General features: G+C 67.0%; 11 protein-coding genes, 1 tRNA gene and 1 pseudogene. 7 read left to right on the forward strand and 6 right to left on the reverse strand.

Annotation, left to right across the window (positions count from 1 at the left end; all coding sequences use genetic code 11):
• Positions 1-127: 127 nt before the first annotated feature.
• The 3 genes from R0D99_RS05765 to R0D99_RS05775 form a co-directional block, all read right to left on the reverse strand.
• A complete protein-coding gene (locus R0D99_RS05765; protein WP_416365973.1) occupies positions 128-796 on the reverse strand; it encodes a Crp/Fnr family transcriptional regulator in 669 nt (222 codons plus the stop codon).
• Between the two features lie 41 nt (positions 797-837).
• The gene (locus R0D99_RS05770; protein ID WP_317750430.1) at positions 838-2169 is read right to left on the reverse strand and encodes a glycerate kinase; all 1332 of its coding nucleotides are present in this window, start codon (positions 2167-2169) and stop codon (positions 838-840) included.
• A gap of 60 nt (positions 2170-2229) precedes the next feature.
• Positions 2230-2305, reverse strand: a tRNA-Thr gene (locus R0D99_RS05775).
• A gap of 131 nt (positions 2306-2436) precedes the next feature.
• On the opposite strand from R0D99_RS05775, the gene R0D99_RS05780 reads away from it, so the two are divergent.
• The 4 genes from R0D99_RS05780 to R0D99_RS05795 all read left to right on the forward strand — a co-directional run bounded on the left by R0D99_RS05780 (position 2437) and on the right by R0D99_RS05795 (position 6971).
• Positions 2437-3348 (forward strand): dienelactone hydrolase family protein, encoded by a 912-nt coding sequence (locus R0D99_RS05780; protein ID WP_317750432.1) that lies wholly within the window; start codon positions 2437-2439, stop codon positions 3346-3348.
• 572 nt (positions 3349-3920) lie between these two features.
• Positions 3921-5051 carry an IPTL-CTERM sorting domain-containing protein gene (locus R0D99_RS05785; RefSeq protein ID WP_317750433.1) on the forward strand — a complete coding sequence of 377 codons (1131 nt, stop codon included), beginning with the start codon at positions 3921-3923 and terminating at the stop codon, positions 5049-5051.
• A 74-nt stretch (positions 5052-5125) separates the two neighbouring features.
• Entirely contained in the window at positions 5126-6814 is a 1689-nt protein-coding gene (locus tag R0D99_RS05790) for a hypothetical protein (protein ID WP_317750434.1), read from the forward strand.
• Positions 6792-6971, forward strand: coding sequence for an IPTL-CTERM sorting domain-containing protein (locus R0D99_RS05795; RefSeq protein ID WP_317750436.1), 180 nt, complete (start codon positions 6792-6794; stop codon positions 6969-6971). Before R0D99_RS05790 ends, R0D99_RS05795 begins: the two co-directional genes overlap by 23 nt.
• Positions 6972-7256: 285 nt before the next feature.
• Here the strand turns inward: R0D99_RS05795 and R0D99_RS05800 are convergent, their stop codons facing one another.
• The 3 genes and pseudogenes from R0D99_RS05800 to R0D99_RS05810 form a co-directional block, all read right to left on the reverse strand.
• A complete protein-coding gene (locus R0D99_RS05800; RefSeq protein ID WP_317750437.1) occupies positions 7257-8117 on the reverse strand; it encodes a sulfurtransferase in 861 nt (286 codons plus the stop codon).
• A 93-nt stretch (positions 8118-8210) separates the two neighbouring features.
• Entirely contained in the window at positions 8211-9098 is an 888-nt protein-coding gene (locus tag R0D99_RS05805) for a DMT family transporter (protein ID WP_317750438.1), read from the reverse strand.
• 305 nt (positions 9099-9403) lie between these two features.
• Positions 9404-10534: pseudogene (locus R0D99_RS05810) on the reverse strand (aromatic ring-hydroxylating oxygenase subunit alpha); the annotation flags it as partial.
• 231 nt (positions 10535-10765) lie between these two features.
• Here R0D99_RS05810 and xseB point away from each other — a divergent pair.
• The 3 genes from xseB to dxs are packed head-to-tail and all read left to right on the forward strand — an operon-like array spanning position 10766 to position 13809.
• On the forward strand, positions 10766-11008 hold the full coding sequence (gene xseB, locus R0D99_RS05815) for an exodeoxyribonuclease VII small subunit (protein ID WP_317750439.1): 243 nt from the start codon (positions 10766-10768) through the stop codon (positions 11006-11008).
• Positions 11005-11901, forward strand: coding sequence for a farnesyl diphosphate synthase (locus tag R0D99_RS05820; RefSeq protein ID WP_317750440.1), 897 nt, complete (start codon positions 11005-11007; stop codon positions 11899-11901). The genes xseB and R0D99_RS05820 overlap by 4 nt, the downstream gene beginning before the upstream one ends.
• A 3-nt stretch (positions 11902-11904) precedes the next feature.
• A complete protein-coding gene (gene dxs, locus R0D99_RS05825; protein ID WP_317750441.1) occupies positions 11905-13809 on the forward strand; it encodes a 1-deoxy-D-xylulose-5-phosphate synthase in 1905 nt (634 codons plus the stop codon).
• Positions 13810-13890: the final 81 nt, after the last annotated feature.

Below are 13890 nucleotides of genomic sequence, written 5' to 3' on the forward strand. Positions count from 1 at the left end.
ACGGCAGGCGCGGTCATGTCAGCCTGCGTGAGCTGTCAGGTTGCTACATTAACAATAGCTAGATGCGCTTTTGTATCAAACGCAAAAGCCACATCGGACGATGAGCCGCGCGCTGTTCGACGACCCGCTAAACCCCAGCCAGCCGCCGCAACCCGTTCAGATCCACCAGATTCAGCACGCGCCCCGATCCGCTGATGAGGCTGCGCTCGCGCAGGTGGCGCAGCACGCGCGACAGGGTTTCGGGCGCGATGCCCAGTTGCGCGGCGATCATGCGTTTGCGCTGGCGCAGCATCACGGCCAGCGCGCCGGGTTCGTCCTGCGCGGGTTCGGCGTGGCGCAGCAGCCATTCGGCGCAGCGTGCCTCGGCGTCCTTGGCCAGGCGGCTGACGGCCAGTTCGGCCTGCTGCCGGTGGGCGTGCGCCATGTCGCGCAGCAAGGCCAGCGCGGGCGCGGGCAGGGTGCGCAGGGTGGCGTCGAAGTCCTGGCGCGGCACGCGGCGCACCTGCACCGCGGTTTCGGCAATGGCGTCGACCACCGGGGTGCGGCCCAGCACGGCGCAGCCGGCATTGAGCCACGCGGGGCCTTCCACCATGCCCATCTGGTGCGCCAGCGCGCCGTTTTCGACCACGCCCAGCGCCACGCGTCCGCTGTCGATGTGCAGCACGTGGTCGAGCACCTGCGCGCGCTGCTGCAACTGGGTGCCGGCGGCCAGCGTGCTGGTGTCCGCGGGCCAGTCGAAGGCGTGGGGGGTCGGTGAGCATCGGGCCACTGTGCCTCGCCACGGCGGCTGCGGCATTGATGCACATCAACGGTACGGGCGGTTGCCCGCCGCTGCGGCTACAGCACCAGCACGGCGCGGAAGTCGTTGACGTTGGTATGCGTCGGCCCGGTGACGACCAGGTCATCGAGTGCGCTGAAAAAGCCAAACGCGTCGTGCCGGGCGATGTGGTCGTTCAGGCCCACACCCGCGCGGGCGGCGCGTGCCAGCGTGTCGGGGGTGACCAGCGCGCCGGCGTTGTCGTCGGCGCCATCGATGCCGTCGGTGTCGGCCGCCAGCGCCCACACGCCCGGCTGGGCCTGCAGCGCCTGCGCCAGGCCCATGCAGAACTCGCCCGCGCGGCCGCCTCTGCCAGGGCGGGCGCCGTCGGGCAGGCGGCCCAGCGTGACCGTGGTTTCGCCGCCGCTCAGGATGACGCACGGCGCGCTTAAGGCACCGCGCCCCTGCGCCGCGGCGCGGGCCAGCGCGCCGTGCATGCCGCCGATGTCGTGCGCCTCGCCCTCGATCTCGTCGCTGAGCACGTGCGCCGCCAGCCCCGCCGCGCGCGCCGCCTCGGCGGCGGCCTGCAGCGACTGGGCGGGCGTGGCGATCAGCTGCACGGTCTGGCGATCGAACACCGCATCGTCGGGCTTTGGCGTCTCCAGCGTGTCCCGCTGCAGCGCATCGACCACCGCCGGCGGCAGCCCGATGTCGTAGCGGCGCGCGATGTCCAGCGCCTCGGCGCAGGTGCTGACGTCGGGCACCGTGGGCCCGCTGGCGATCACCGACAGGTCGTCGCCCGGCACGTCGCTGATCGCCAGCGTAACGACCCGCGCCGGCCCGCAGGCCGCTGCCAGGCGCCCGCCCTTGATGCGCGACAGGTGCTTGCGCAGCGTGTTCATTTCGTGAATGTTGGCGCCGCTGGCCAGCAGTTCGCGGTTGATGCGCTGCTTGTCCGACAGGGTCAGGCCCTCGGCCGGCAGCGTCAGCAACGCCGAGCCGCCGCCCGAAATCAGGCAGATCACCAGATCGTCCGCCGTCAGCCCCTCGGTCAGCGCCAGCAGGCGCCGCGCGGCCTGCTCGCCCGCGGCGTCGGGCACGGGGTGGGCGGCCTCGACGATCTCGATGCGCTGCGCCACGCCCGGCGGCCGAGGCGGCGTATGCCCGTAGCGGGTGACGGCCAGACCTGACAGCGGCGCGTCGGCCGGCCAGGCCGCTTCCAGCGCATGAACCATCGCGCCGGCGGCCTTGCCCGCGCCCAGCACCACCGTGCGACCGGCCGGCGCCGGCGGTATGAACTGCGCCAGCACCGTACGGGGCTGCGCCCGCGAGACAGCCACATCGAACAGGCGAAGCAGGAAGTCGCGCGGCTGGGCGGCGGGGTCGGGCAGGGGGCGTTGGGCAACGGTCATGGACGCCACTTTACGCAAAGAAAAAGGCCACATGCTGAAAAAAGCATGTGGCCTTTGAGGTGGTGCCGGCTGCCGGAATCGAACTGGCGACCTACGCGTTACGAGTGCGTTGCTCTACCAACTGAGCTAAGCCGGCGAAATCACAATCCAGCATTATATCTGCGGCGCTAGCCCGCTGCCGCGTGGGCCTGGCAGGCGGATGATTGCACGCCCGGCGCCGAAGCGCTCTAGACTGGCCGACTTGCCAACCGATACAGGAGATGCCCCATGCTGAAGTCCGACCACATCCTGGATACCCAGGCGCTGCTGCACCTGGCCGACGATCAGCCGGCGCCGTCACGGCGGACGGCACTCAAGCTGGGCCTGGGCGCGGGCTACGCGGCGGCGGCGCTGCCGATCATGGCGCAGACGGCCATCAAGACACCGGCCGACGGGCTGACCGCCGGTGAGGTGACGATCGACGTCGCCGGCTTCAAGATGCCCGCCTACCGCGCGCAACCGGCCGGCCAGACCGGCCTGCCGGTGGTGCTGGTGCTGTCCGAGATTTTTGGCGTGCACGAACACATTGCCGACGTGGCGCGGCGCTTTGCCAAGGCGGGCTATCTGGCGATTGCGCCCGAGCTGTTCGTGCGCCAGGGCGACGCGCAAAGCTACGGCGAAATCGCCAAGCTGCAGGCCGAGGTCATTTCCAAGGTGCCCGACGCCCAGGTGATGGGCGATCTGGACGCCGCCGTGGCCTGGGCTGCGGCCAATGGCGGCAACACCGGCAAGCTGGGCGTCACCGGCTTCTGCTGGGGCGGCCGGCAGGTGTGGCTGTATGCGGCGCACAACCCCAAGGTCAAGGCCGGCGTGGCGTGGTACGGGCGCCTGGTGGGCGACAGCACGCCGCTCTTTCCGCGCCAGCCGGTGGACGTGGCGGGTCAGCTCAAGGGGCCGGTGCTGGGCCTGTATGGCGGGGCCGACACGGGCATTCCGCTCGACAGCGTCGACAAAATGAAGGCTGCCCTGACCAAGGCGGGCGAAGCGGGCAACGCTGCCGCCAAGGCGTCGCAGTTCGTGGTCTACCCGGAAGCGCCGCACGCCTTCCATGCCGATTACCGGCCCAGCTTCCGCAAGGAAGCTGCCGAAGACGGCTGGAAGCGCGCGCTCGCGTGGTTCAAGCAGCACGGGGTGGGCTGACACACACTACAGATCGCATGCACAGGCCGCCTTTGGGCGGCTTTTTTCGTTCGATTGAGTGCTGCAAACTGCGCCGCCGGCAATTTGTTCAAGGGTGCTTGCGCCCGGCTCATGTCGCGTTCCTGCGACGGAAGTCGCACTGCAAGACACGGTTATTCATACTCTTTAGTTGCAAACTTCGTAGCATGTACAATTAACTACCTCGGGATCGAGGTGCAACGCGCCGCAACGGGAGCGCATCGCCGCAGGTGCGCGACCGGCGGATGTGGAATCGGCCGCCGTGACGGGTGCGGTGCATTGGACGACCGCATTTACGACCTCATAGTTGATGGGAGAGGATTCAGGGATGGAGGGAATTGGGTTGGGCCGGCAATGTGCCGCCGTGCTGGTTTTTATGAACGCGGTTGCGTTGACGCCGTTGACGGCCACGGCGGCGCCCCCCCGATCCGCCCAATGCGTTCAACGTCGGTCAGTTCAATAACCTGACCATTGCAGCGACGCAGAGCATCTTTTCCGCAGGATTGAGAAAGGTAGCTGGGGACGGCCGTTGCGGTGCCGGCACCAACGGCACCTTGCCAACCGAAATTGCAGTGCCGCCCAACGCCGTGTGGGTCAGTTACGAAACAGTGAGTGTCGCCAGGCCCATCGGCAGTGTGGACAACGTGGTGGACCCCTACCACCACTCAGGGGATGGCTGGTCGGCCTTTGGCGCCGACGCCACCAACATCTTCGGCCCGGTGGCGGTGCGCGGCGTGACCTACCAGATGGGCGTGGATATCTCTGGCATCAAGGCACCGGGCAGCATGTTCCTGACCGGTGCGTTCCGCGACGCGGCAACGCCTACCTCCACCGCCAACTCCAGCATTCGTGACTACATGCCCACCGGCTGGATTGCGGGCAGCATGGGCACCAATCTGGAGTCGGCCACCTTTGGTGGCGACATGCAGAAAATATTCGCCAAAACCAACCAGGCCACCTATACCGATCTGGCGCTGAACCAGAGCTACTGGATCGGCGACGGGCGCGATCAGTTTCAACTGGTCACGGGCGCGCAGTACTGGTCGCCGTCGCAGCGCAAGGACTTGCCCATCGCACGGGCGCCCGCCTTCGGCAATGTGCAGTATTTCAAGATTCCCGCAGGGGCCACGCGCCTCTATCTGGGCTTTTCAGACGCGGCGTACTTCTATGGCACGCCTGGCTGCTACGGCGACAACCCCGGTGCCCTGACGGTGTCCGGCACGTTCTGGGGCCCCAAGCAACCGGTGTTGACCGTGGACTGCACGCCGTCGGCGCTCAACGACTCGCCGGGCAACGTCGCCACGTGCACTGTCACCTCCGACGACCCGGCGCCAGCCGGGGGCCTGTCTGTCGCGCTCACGCCGCCTGCCGCCAACCCGCGCTACACCACCATTTGTGCCTCGCCGCTGACCATCGACGCAGGGAAAACGACGGCCACCTGCACCATCACCGCTACGGACAACACGGTGGTCGGCGACGGCAGCGTGAACGCCACGCTGACCTTGCTGGCTGGCACAGGCTACACGCTGGGCGCCACGCTCAGCGCCACGGTCACCATCAACGACGACGACAAACCACCCGTAGTTGCCGCCGTGCAGCCGGTGCCTGCGCTGAGTGACTGGGCGCTGATGGTGCTTGGGTTGGGCTTGGCGGGGTTTGCGGCGCGGCGGATGCGTCGCGCATGAGGGCGGGCGGGGAGCGTCGGATTAAATTGATTCGGTCGCCCTCGGTTTTACGAACAAATGGCAAGGGAAACATCATGAAGAAAACGTGGCGAATTTGCAAGCGGGGGTTGACCAACGCCTTGCTAGGAATCGGCGTGCTGGCGGCCAGCGCACCGGCATGGAGCGCTGCAGGCGCGCCACTGCCGCTGTGTCCTGCGGGATCGTTGTCCTTTTATCAGGCCCGCTATCTCAAAAGCGGCACTGACGCTTCCAACATTCCACCTACCATCGCGCTGGATCAGGTGACGTTGCCAACCGCCGCAGGCGGTGCCGCCACCATCACCAATATTTGGACAGGCCAAAGTGCGCCGACCCCACCGGGGTCAGGAACCCCGCCTGCTGCATCAGTCAACGCGGGCGCGACGGTCGCCATGGGCATGAATCCTCAAAATGGATATATCTATGCTATTCGAGCGACACAGGGCGACCCGGACTACAGCAATGTGCCTGTGAATTCATATAAGCAATACACCGGTCACATTCAGGTTCTGAAGTACGGGACCACGGGTGTCGACAACCTGGGCGCGATTGCCAACATGCCAGACGGCACCGGCGGTTTGACAGATCGTTGGTTTCAACTGGGACCCAACTACAACGCTGCGGCATTCAATCCGGCCAACAACGAGTTGATCATTGGCAACCTGCAGTCGGGTGGTGCGCGCGGAGAGTTGATTCGGATCAGCGTAGGGAACGACGTGCCGACCTATTTGGGCAAGATTCCGCTGGTCGACGCTAACGGTACAGCGACGCAAATTCTGTCGCAGTCAGGTGACTTTGCGATTGATGCGACGGGAACTTACGCGTATGGCATTGCGACCGCTTCTGGTGGCGCAAGCAACACCAGTTATCGCATTGAACTGGCCACGGGGATTGTTACGAATCTGGTGAAAGGGGTAGGGGAAAACGTTGTAAGCGTTGTGTGGGGTCCCTATGGCGCCGCAGCGCGTTTGCAAAATGGCCAGATGGCATTTGTGGGTGGATTATCGACAGCGACACCGGGTGTGCGCTTGATGGATATTCCTGCAGGCACGGTGTCCGGTCCTGCCAACTACACCACCACCAACACAGCCCAAAGCCTGGACGCCACCGAGTGCCTGCCCGTGCTGCCGGTCGTCACGTTGACGTGCGATCCCGCGACGCTGGTCGACGCCGCCAGCAACGTCGCCACCTGCACCATCACCTCCGACACTGCGGCGCCGACCGGCGGGTTAAGCGTGGCGCTGACGCTGCCGGCGTCGAATCCCCGCTACACCACGACCTGCGAGTCGCCCATCGTGATCGACGCCGGGCAAACCACCAAGCAGTGCACCATCACTGCCGTCGAGAACACGGTGCCCGGCGACGGTTCGGTTACCGCCACACTGGCGCTGGCCACACCCGCGGCGGGTGCAGCGTACACGCTGGGCACGCCCACATCGGCCGACGTCACGGTCAACAACGACGATGCCTATGTCGCTAACCTGACTTGCACGCCAACCACGCTGGTGGATGCACCCAACAACGTGTCTACTTGCACATTGACATTGAATGGGCCAGCGCCGACGGGGGGGCTTGACGGTCGGCATCACGCCGCCGGTGGACAGCACCCGTTACACCACCACCTGCGGCACGTCGTTGACGGTGCCCCAAGGGCAGACCACCGCCACGTGCACCATCACTGCCACACCCAACACGACGCCGGGCGACGGCAATGTACAGGCCGTGGTGAAGATCAACCCGGCTGATGGCTATAAGGTCGGGCCGAACGCGTCGGCCACGGTGGCGGTGAACAACGACGACGGTGAAGTTCCGGTTACCGCGATCCCGACGCTCAGCCAGTGGGCGCTGATGTTGCTCAGTCTTGGCCTGATCGGGGGAGCCTGGCGGCAGCGCCGTCGATGACCCGGACTGATCGGCTGCACGCCAATGGCGCGTGAGCCATGAATGAGCGCCGTACGCCTGCCAGTCAAGCGTACGGCGCTCTTTTTTTGATAGCCCTTTGCGCTTGCCGGGCTCCAGATCAAGGCGCTATGGGCGATTTCACCAACAATCCGTTCGCGCCGAGCCATTCGACTGTGCTCATCGCAGGCCATTCGACGAGGCAGGGATGGGCCTTGTCGACGCCTGTTTGTCGGACACCAAGTCCTCCGGCAGGCTCAGGATCAACAATGTGGGCTGCAGGCGCGCTCAACCCTTGGCCACCGGCAGCCCCGGCGTGCGGCTCCATTCGCTCCAGCTGCCGGCGTACAACGCCGCGGGCGGGTAGCCGGCCAGTTCCATCGCCAGCACGTTGGGCACGGCGCTGACGCCGCTGCCGCAGTGGTGTACTGCGCCGGCCGCATCGCGCCCGGCCAGCAGCTGGTCGAATTCGGCGCGCAGTTGCGCCGCGGGCTTGAAGCGCCCGTCGGCACCGAGGTTGTCGGTGAAGGGCCGGTTCAGCGCGCCGGGGATGTGGCCGGCGATGGGGTCGAGCGGCTCGACCTCGCCGCGGTAGCGTGGGCCGCCGCGCGCGTCGATCAGCGTTTGCGTGGGCTGCTCCAGGTGTTGCACCACTTCGGGCGTCTGCACCAGCCGGCGCAGGGCGGGCTTCAGGGCGAAATCGCCGCGCGGGCGTGCGATGGGCGGGCCGGATTCGACCGCGCCGCCCGCTGCGTCCCAGGCCTGCAGGCCGCCGTCGAGCACGGCGACGGCGTCGTGGCCGGCCCATTTCAGCATCCACCACAGGCGGCCGCAGTAGTTGGCGCCCTGGCGGTCGTAGACCACGGCCTGCATGGCGTTGTTGAAGCCCAGCGCTTGCAGGGTCTGCGCGAACAGCTCTCTTTTTGGTAGCGGATGGCGGCCGCCGTTGACGGCGTGCGCGGGGTCGTGCGCGCTCAGGTCGCGCTCCAGGTGGGCCTGCTGGGCGCCGGCGATGTGCCGGGCGGCAAACATCTCGTCGGCCTTGGCCGGGTTGCCCAGTTCAGAGCTGCAATCGAACACCATCAGCGGCGCACCGCTGGCTTGCAGGGCTTTCAGTTCATCGACCGAGATCAGGTGGGTGAAGCGCATGGCGGCAGTCCTGTGGGGAGCATCAAGAGCACGTAGCTTAATCAACTGGCCGCAGAGCAGGGCATGCGGTAACGCCGTGGGCGACTCAGGCGGTCAACGCGCATCAGCCGGTGGGTTGGTGAGCGCCCGGGCACGCAGGAAGGTGGCCGTCATGCCGCTGGCGATGATGGTGGCCATGCCCAGCCAGCCGATGGTCGGGATCTGGTCGCCGAACAAAACAACGCCGAACAGCGCCGCGAAGACGATGCCCGAATACTGCAGGTTGGCCACCACCATGGTGGCGCCGCGGGTGTAGGCGCGGGTCATGCACAGCTGGCCCAGCGCCGCCAGGATGCCCACCGGCAGCAGCCACAGCGCCTGCACCGTGTTCAGCGGATGCATGTCGAAGAACTGCATGCCGATGCCGCCTGCCAGCGTGGCACCCAGCGAAAAATAGAACACGGTGCGCGCCTCAGGCTCGCCCACGCGCCCGAGCGCCGCCACCTGGATGTACGCCAGCGCCGACATCAGGCCCGACATCAGGCCGATGAGGCCGGCAAACAGCTGGTTCTGGTCCAGCGTGGGGCGCAGCATCATCACCACGCCGGCAAAGCCGGCCATCACCGCCATCACCAGCGGGCCCTGGCGTCGGATGTCGGCGATGCGGCCCAGCAGCAGCGTGCCGCCGATCAGAAAGGCGGCCACCCACACGCCGCTCATGTAGTTCAGCGTCATGGCGGTGGCCAGCGGCAGGTGCGCGATGGCGTAGAACCAGGCCACCAGCGCGGCCACGCCAACCACGTTGCGCCAGACGTGCATCATGGGCACGCGGGTAGCAAGGCTGACGCCGCGCGAGCGCGCCAGCGCCCACATGAACACGATGCCGATGGCGCCGCGGTAGCAGACGATCTCCAGCGGGCCGAAATGGGGCGATGCATATTTGATGCACACGCTCATCAGCGCGAAGAACAGCGAGGCGGCAATCATCCAGGCAGCTTGCATGGGCCGCGATTATGAATCAAATTGGCCTGCGGCGCGCGACAGATAAGCGCGAGGCGCTACAAAAATTAAAGCGACAGCTGGTGCGTCAGCCGGCGCTCAGTGCTGCAAGGATCGACGGCGGTGTCGCTCAGGTGTGCACTCGGGCCTCGCCTCAACCCTCTGCCTTCGCGGGGGCAAGCTTTCCCCAAGATGGAGAGGGTCTGGTTCAGACGCACGCGAATCGAGTGATCGCCGTGGAAGGGCTTGACCCGCCCGCTGGAGATGTCCCCCCCTCGCGCAGCAGAGGAGGGAAGCGCCGTCAGGCGCTCAGGGGGGGTGGCGCCCAACTTTTTTCGATACCACTCATGGAAGTGCTGCATGCCGTCTTCCATCGGGCTCTGGTAGGGGCCGACCTCGTTGTCGCCGCGCAGCATCAGGGCCTTGCGGCCAGCGTCCATGCGCTCGGCGATCTCGTCGTCCTCAATGCAGGTTTCCATGTAGGCGGCGCGCTGCGCCTCGACGAATTCGCGCTCGAAGGCGACGATTTCCTCGGGGTAGTAGAACTCCACCATGTTCAGCGTCTTGTTGGGGCTGACCGGGTGCAGCGTGCTGACGGTGAGCACGTGCGGGTACCACTCGACCATGATGTGCGGGTAGTACGTCAGCCAGATGGCGCCGCGCTGCGGCTTTTCGCCGCCCTGGTAGGCCAGCAGCACCTCGTGCCACTTCTTGTACACGTCGCTGCCGGGCTTGAAGGCCGGCGCCACGCCCACCGTCTGCACCGAAAACTCTTGCCCGAACTGCCAGCGCAGGTCGTCGCAGGTGACGAAGTTGCCCAGGCCGGGGTGGAACGGGCCGACGTGGTAGTCCTCCAGATAGACCTCGATGAAGGTCTTCCAGTTGTAGTTGCACTCGTGCAGCTCGACGTGGTCGAGCGCGTAGCCGTCGAACGACAGGTTCTTCGCCTCGGCCATGCCGGCCAGGTCAGCCAGGATGTCGCGGCCGTTGTCCTGAAACAGCAGGCCGTTCCACTCGCGCAGCTTGTAGTTGTTCAGATTCAGGCAGGGGTCGTGCTGGAAATGCGGCGCACCCAGCAGCTCGCCCTTGGGCGAATACGTCCAGCGGTGCAGCGGGCACACGATGTTGCCGCCCGCATGGCCCTTGCCCTGGCCCTGCAGCGAGCCGCGGCCCTTCAGCATGACGGCCTGGCGGTGCCGGCAGACGTTGGAAATCAGCTCGACCTGCCCCTGGGGGCTGCGCACCAGCGCGCGGCCATCGGCTTCCTGTGGCAGCGCGAAATAGTCGCCAGCGTTCGGCACTGCGAGCGAGTGACCGACATAGCGCGGACCGGACTCGAAGATGAGCCTCATCTCGCGCTCGAACAGCGCCTGGTCGAAATAGGATTGGACGGGAAGTTGACTTGCCGCCTGCTGTAACTGAAGACTCAAATCAGACATGGTGTTCCGATCCAAAGACTCCCCCTATGAAGGGGCAGGTAGTAAGCGCCTGGCATCCGAGGATATTGCGCGCACGAGCCCCCAGCCAACTTTTGGCCAAGGGAACCTTTGATTATAGTTGAGCGGCGGACATTCCGCTTGATTTGGAACGCCCGGCGATGGCCGGGTTTCGGCCGCCCGCGGCACGGCGAATGCGTCGGCGACCTAAAATAGGGCCCTTTGCCCTCGCGAATGTCCAAGAAATCCCCCTCCAGTCCCGATGCGTTGCCCGCCAGCTACGGCGAGGCCGTGCAGCAGCTTGAGGAACTCATCGCCGGGCTGGAGTCGGGCCAGTTGCCGCTGGAGCAGTTGCTGGGCCAATACCAGCGCGGCACGCAGTTGCTGAAGTACTGCCGCGACAGCCTGCAGTCGGTCGAGGAGCAGGTGCGGGTGCTGGACGAACAGGGCGGCCTCAAGCCGTGGGTGTCTGAATGAACGCACCGGATTTTCCTGCCTGGTCGTCCGCCCAGCTGGCGCGGGTTGAACAGGCCCTGTCCGATTGGGTGCCGGTGCAGGCCCCTGCCGGCCTGGGCGAAGCCATGCGCTACGCGGTGCTGGACGGCGGCAAGCGCCTGCGCCCGTTGCTGGTGCTGGCCGCGGCCGAAGCGGCGGACGGCCACGATGAAGCTGCGTTGCGCGCCGCGTGCGCGGTCGAATTGATCCACGCCTATTCGCTGGTGCACGACGACATGCCGTGCATGGACAACGACGTGCTGCGGCGCGGCAAGCCCACGGTGCACGTGCAGTTCGGGCAAGCCCAGGCGCTGCTGGCCGGTGACGCCTTGCAGGCGCTGGCGTTCGAGCTGCTGACGCCCGACGCCGACACCGTACCGCCTGCCATGCAGGCCGACCTGTGCCGCGCGTTGGCGCAGGCCGCAGGCGCCCATGGCATGGCCGGCGGCCAGGCCATTGACCTGGCCAGCGTCGGCAAGCCGCTGTCCGAGCCCGAACTGCGCGCCATGCACGTGTTGAAGACCGGCGCACTGCTGCAAGGCAGCGTGCGCATGGGCGCGGCCTGCGCCGGCCGTGCGCTCCCGCAGGGCGCACGTCAGGCGCTGGACGATTACGGCGCCGCCCTCGGGCTGGCTTTTCAGGTGGTGGACGACATCCTCGACGTGACGGCCGATTCCACCCAACTGGGCAAGACGGCCGGCAAGGACGCCGCCGCCGACAAGCCCACCTACGTGTCGCTGCTGGGCCTGGCGCCGTCCCGCGCCCTGGCCGACGAGCTGTGCGTGCGGGCACATGCCGCGCTGGACGCCAGCGGCCTGCCCCGCGTGGGACATTTGCGTGCACTGGCCGACCTGGTGGTGCACCGAAGAAGCTGAATCATGGCCACCAACCTGCTTGAATCCATCCACAGCCCCGCCGACCTGCGCCGCCTGCCGGCCGCGCAGCTGAAGGGCCTGGCCGACGAACTGCGCGAATGCGTGCTGCAGAACGTGTCGAAGACCGGCGGCCACCTCAGTTCCAACCTGGGCACGGTCGAGCTCACCATCGCGCTGCACTATGTCTTCAACACGCCCGACGACCGGCTGGTGTGGGACGTGGGCCACCAGACCTATCCGCACAAGATCCTGACCGGGCGCCGCGAGCGCATGCCCACGCTGCGCCAGCTGGGCGGCATGTCGGGCTTTCCGCGCCGCGACGAGAGCGAGTACGACACCTTCGGCACCGCGCACTCGTCCACCAGCATCTCGGCCGCGCTGGGCATGGCGCTGGCCGCGCGGCAGAAGGGCGAGGACCGCAAGGCCATTGCCGTCATCGGCGACGGCGCCATGACGGCTGGCATGGCCTTCGAGGCGCTCAACAACGCCGGCGTCGAGCGCGATGCGCGCTTGCTGGTGGTGCTGAACGACAACGACATGTCCATCAGCCCGCCGGTGGGCGCGCTCAACCGCTACCTGGCGCAGCTGATGAGCGGCAACTTCTATGCCGCCGCCAAGAGCGTCGGCAAGACGGTGCTCGGCCCTGTGCCGCCCCTGTTCGAGCTGGCCAAGCGCATCGAGCAGGGCGCCAAGGGCATGGTGGTGCCGGCCACGCTGTTCGAGAAGTTCGGCTTCAACTACATCGGCCCCATCGACGGGCACGACCTCGAGTCGCTGATCCCCACGCTGGAGAACATCCGCGAACTGATGGCCCGGCAGTCCGGCCCGCAGTTTTTGCACGTCGTCACCAAGAAAGGCCAGGGCTACAAGCTGGCCGAGGCCGACCCCGTGGCCTACCACGGCCCCGGCAAGTTCGACCCTGCGATCGGTCTGGTGCCGCCGGCCCAGCCGCCCAAGCAGACGTTTACCCAGGTCTTTGGCCAATGGCTGTGCGACATGGCGGCGCAGGACAAGCGGCTGGTCGGCATCACGCCCGCCATGCGCGAAGGCTCGGGCATGGTCGAATTCCATCGCCGCTTTCCTGACCGCTATTACGACGTCGGCATTGCCGAGCAGCACGCCGTCACGTTTGCCGCCGGCCTGGCCTGCGAGGGCCTGAAGCCCGTGGTGGCGATCTATTCCACCTTTTTGCAGCGCGCGTACGACCAGTTGATCCACGACGTGGCGATCCAGAAGCTGCCGATGGTGCTGGCGCTCGACCGCGCCGGCGTGGTGGGTGCGGACGGCGCCACCCACGCCGGCAACTACGACATCGCCTACCTGCGCTGCATCCCCCACGTCAGCGTGGCCTGCCCGGCGGACGAGCGCGAGTGCCGGCAACTGCTGAGCACGGCCTTCGCGCAGGACCACCCGGTGGCCGTGCGCTACCCGCGCGGCGCGGGTGCCGGCGTGGCGCCGCTGGCCGACCTGGATGCGCTGCCCTTCGGCAAGGCCGAGGTGCGGCGCCAGGGTCAGCGGCTGGCGATCCTCGCCTTCGGCACGCTGCTCTACCCGGCCCTGCAGGCCGCCGAGCGCCTGGGCGCCACGGTGGTCAACATGCGCTGGGCCAAGCCACTCGACCTGGACATGCTGCGCGACGTGGCCAGCCGCCACGAGGCCCTGGTCACGGTGGAAGAAGGTGTGGTGATGGGCGGCGCCGGCAGCGCCGTGGCCGAGGCGCTGGCCGCCGAAGGCCGGGTCATGCCGCTGCTGCAACTGGGCCTGCCCGACGAGTTCATCGAACACGGCGACCCCGCGCGCCTGCTGTCGCTGGCCGGGCTGGACGCGGCGGGCATCGAGGCGGCCATCCGCACGCGTTTCGGTGAGCTGGCGGCCCTTGCGGCGCCGGTGCTCAAAGCCGTTGGTTGACCGCGCCGGCCGGCTGGCCGGCAGGTGAATCCCTAATGGGTTCGCCGTGGCGGGCGGCTAAACTCGCCTGTCACTTTTTTC

This window comes from Ottowia sp. SB7-C50, assembly GCF_033110285.1.
In the GTDB taxonomy this organism is placed as follows: domain Bacteria; phylum Pseudomonadota; class Gammaproteobacteria; order Burkholderiales; family Burkholderiaceae_C; genus Ottowia.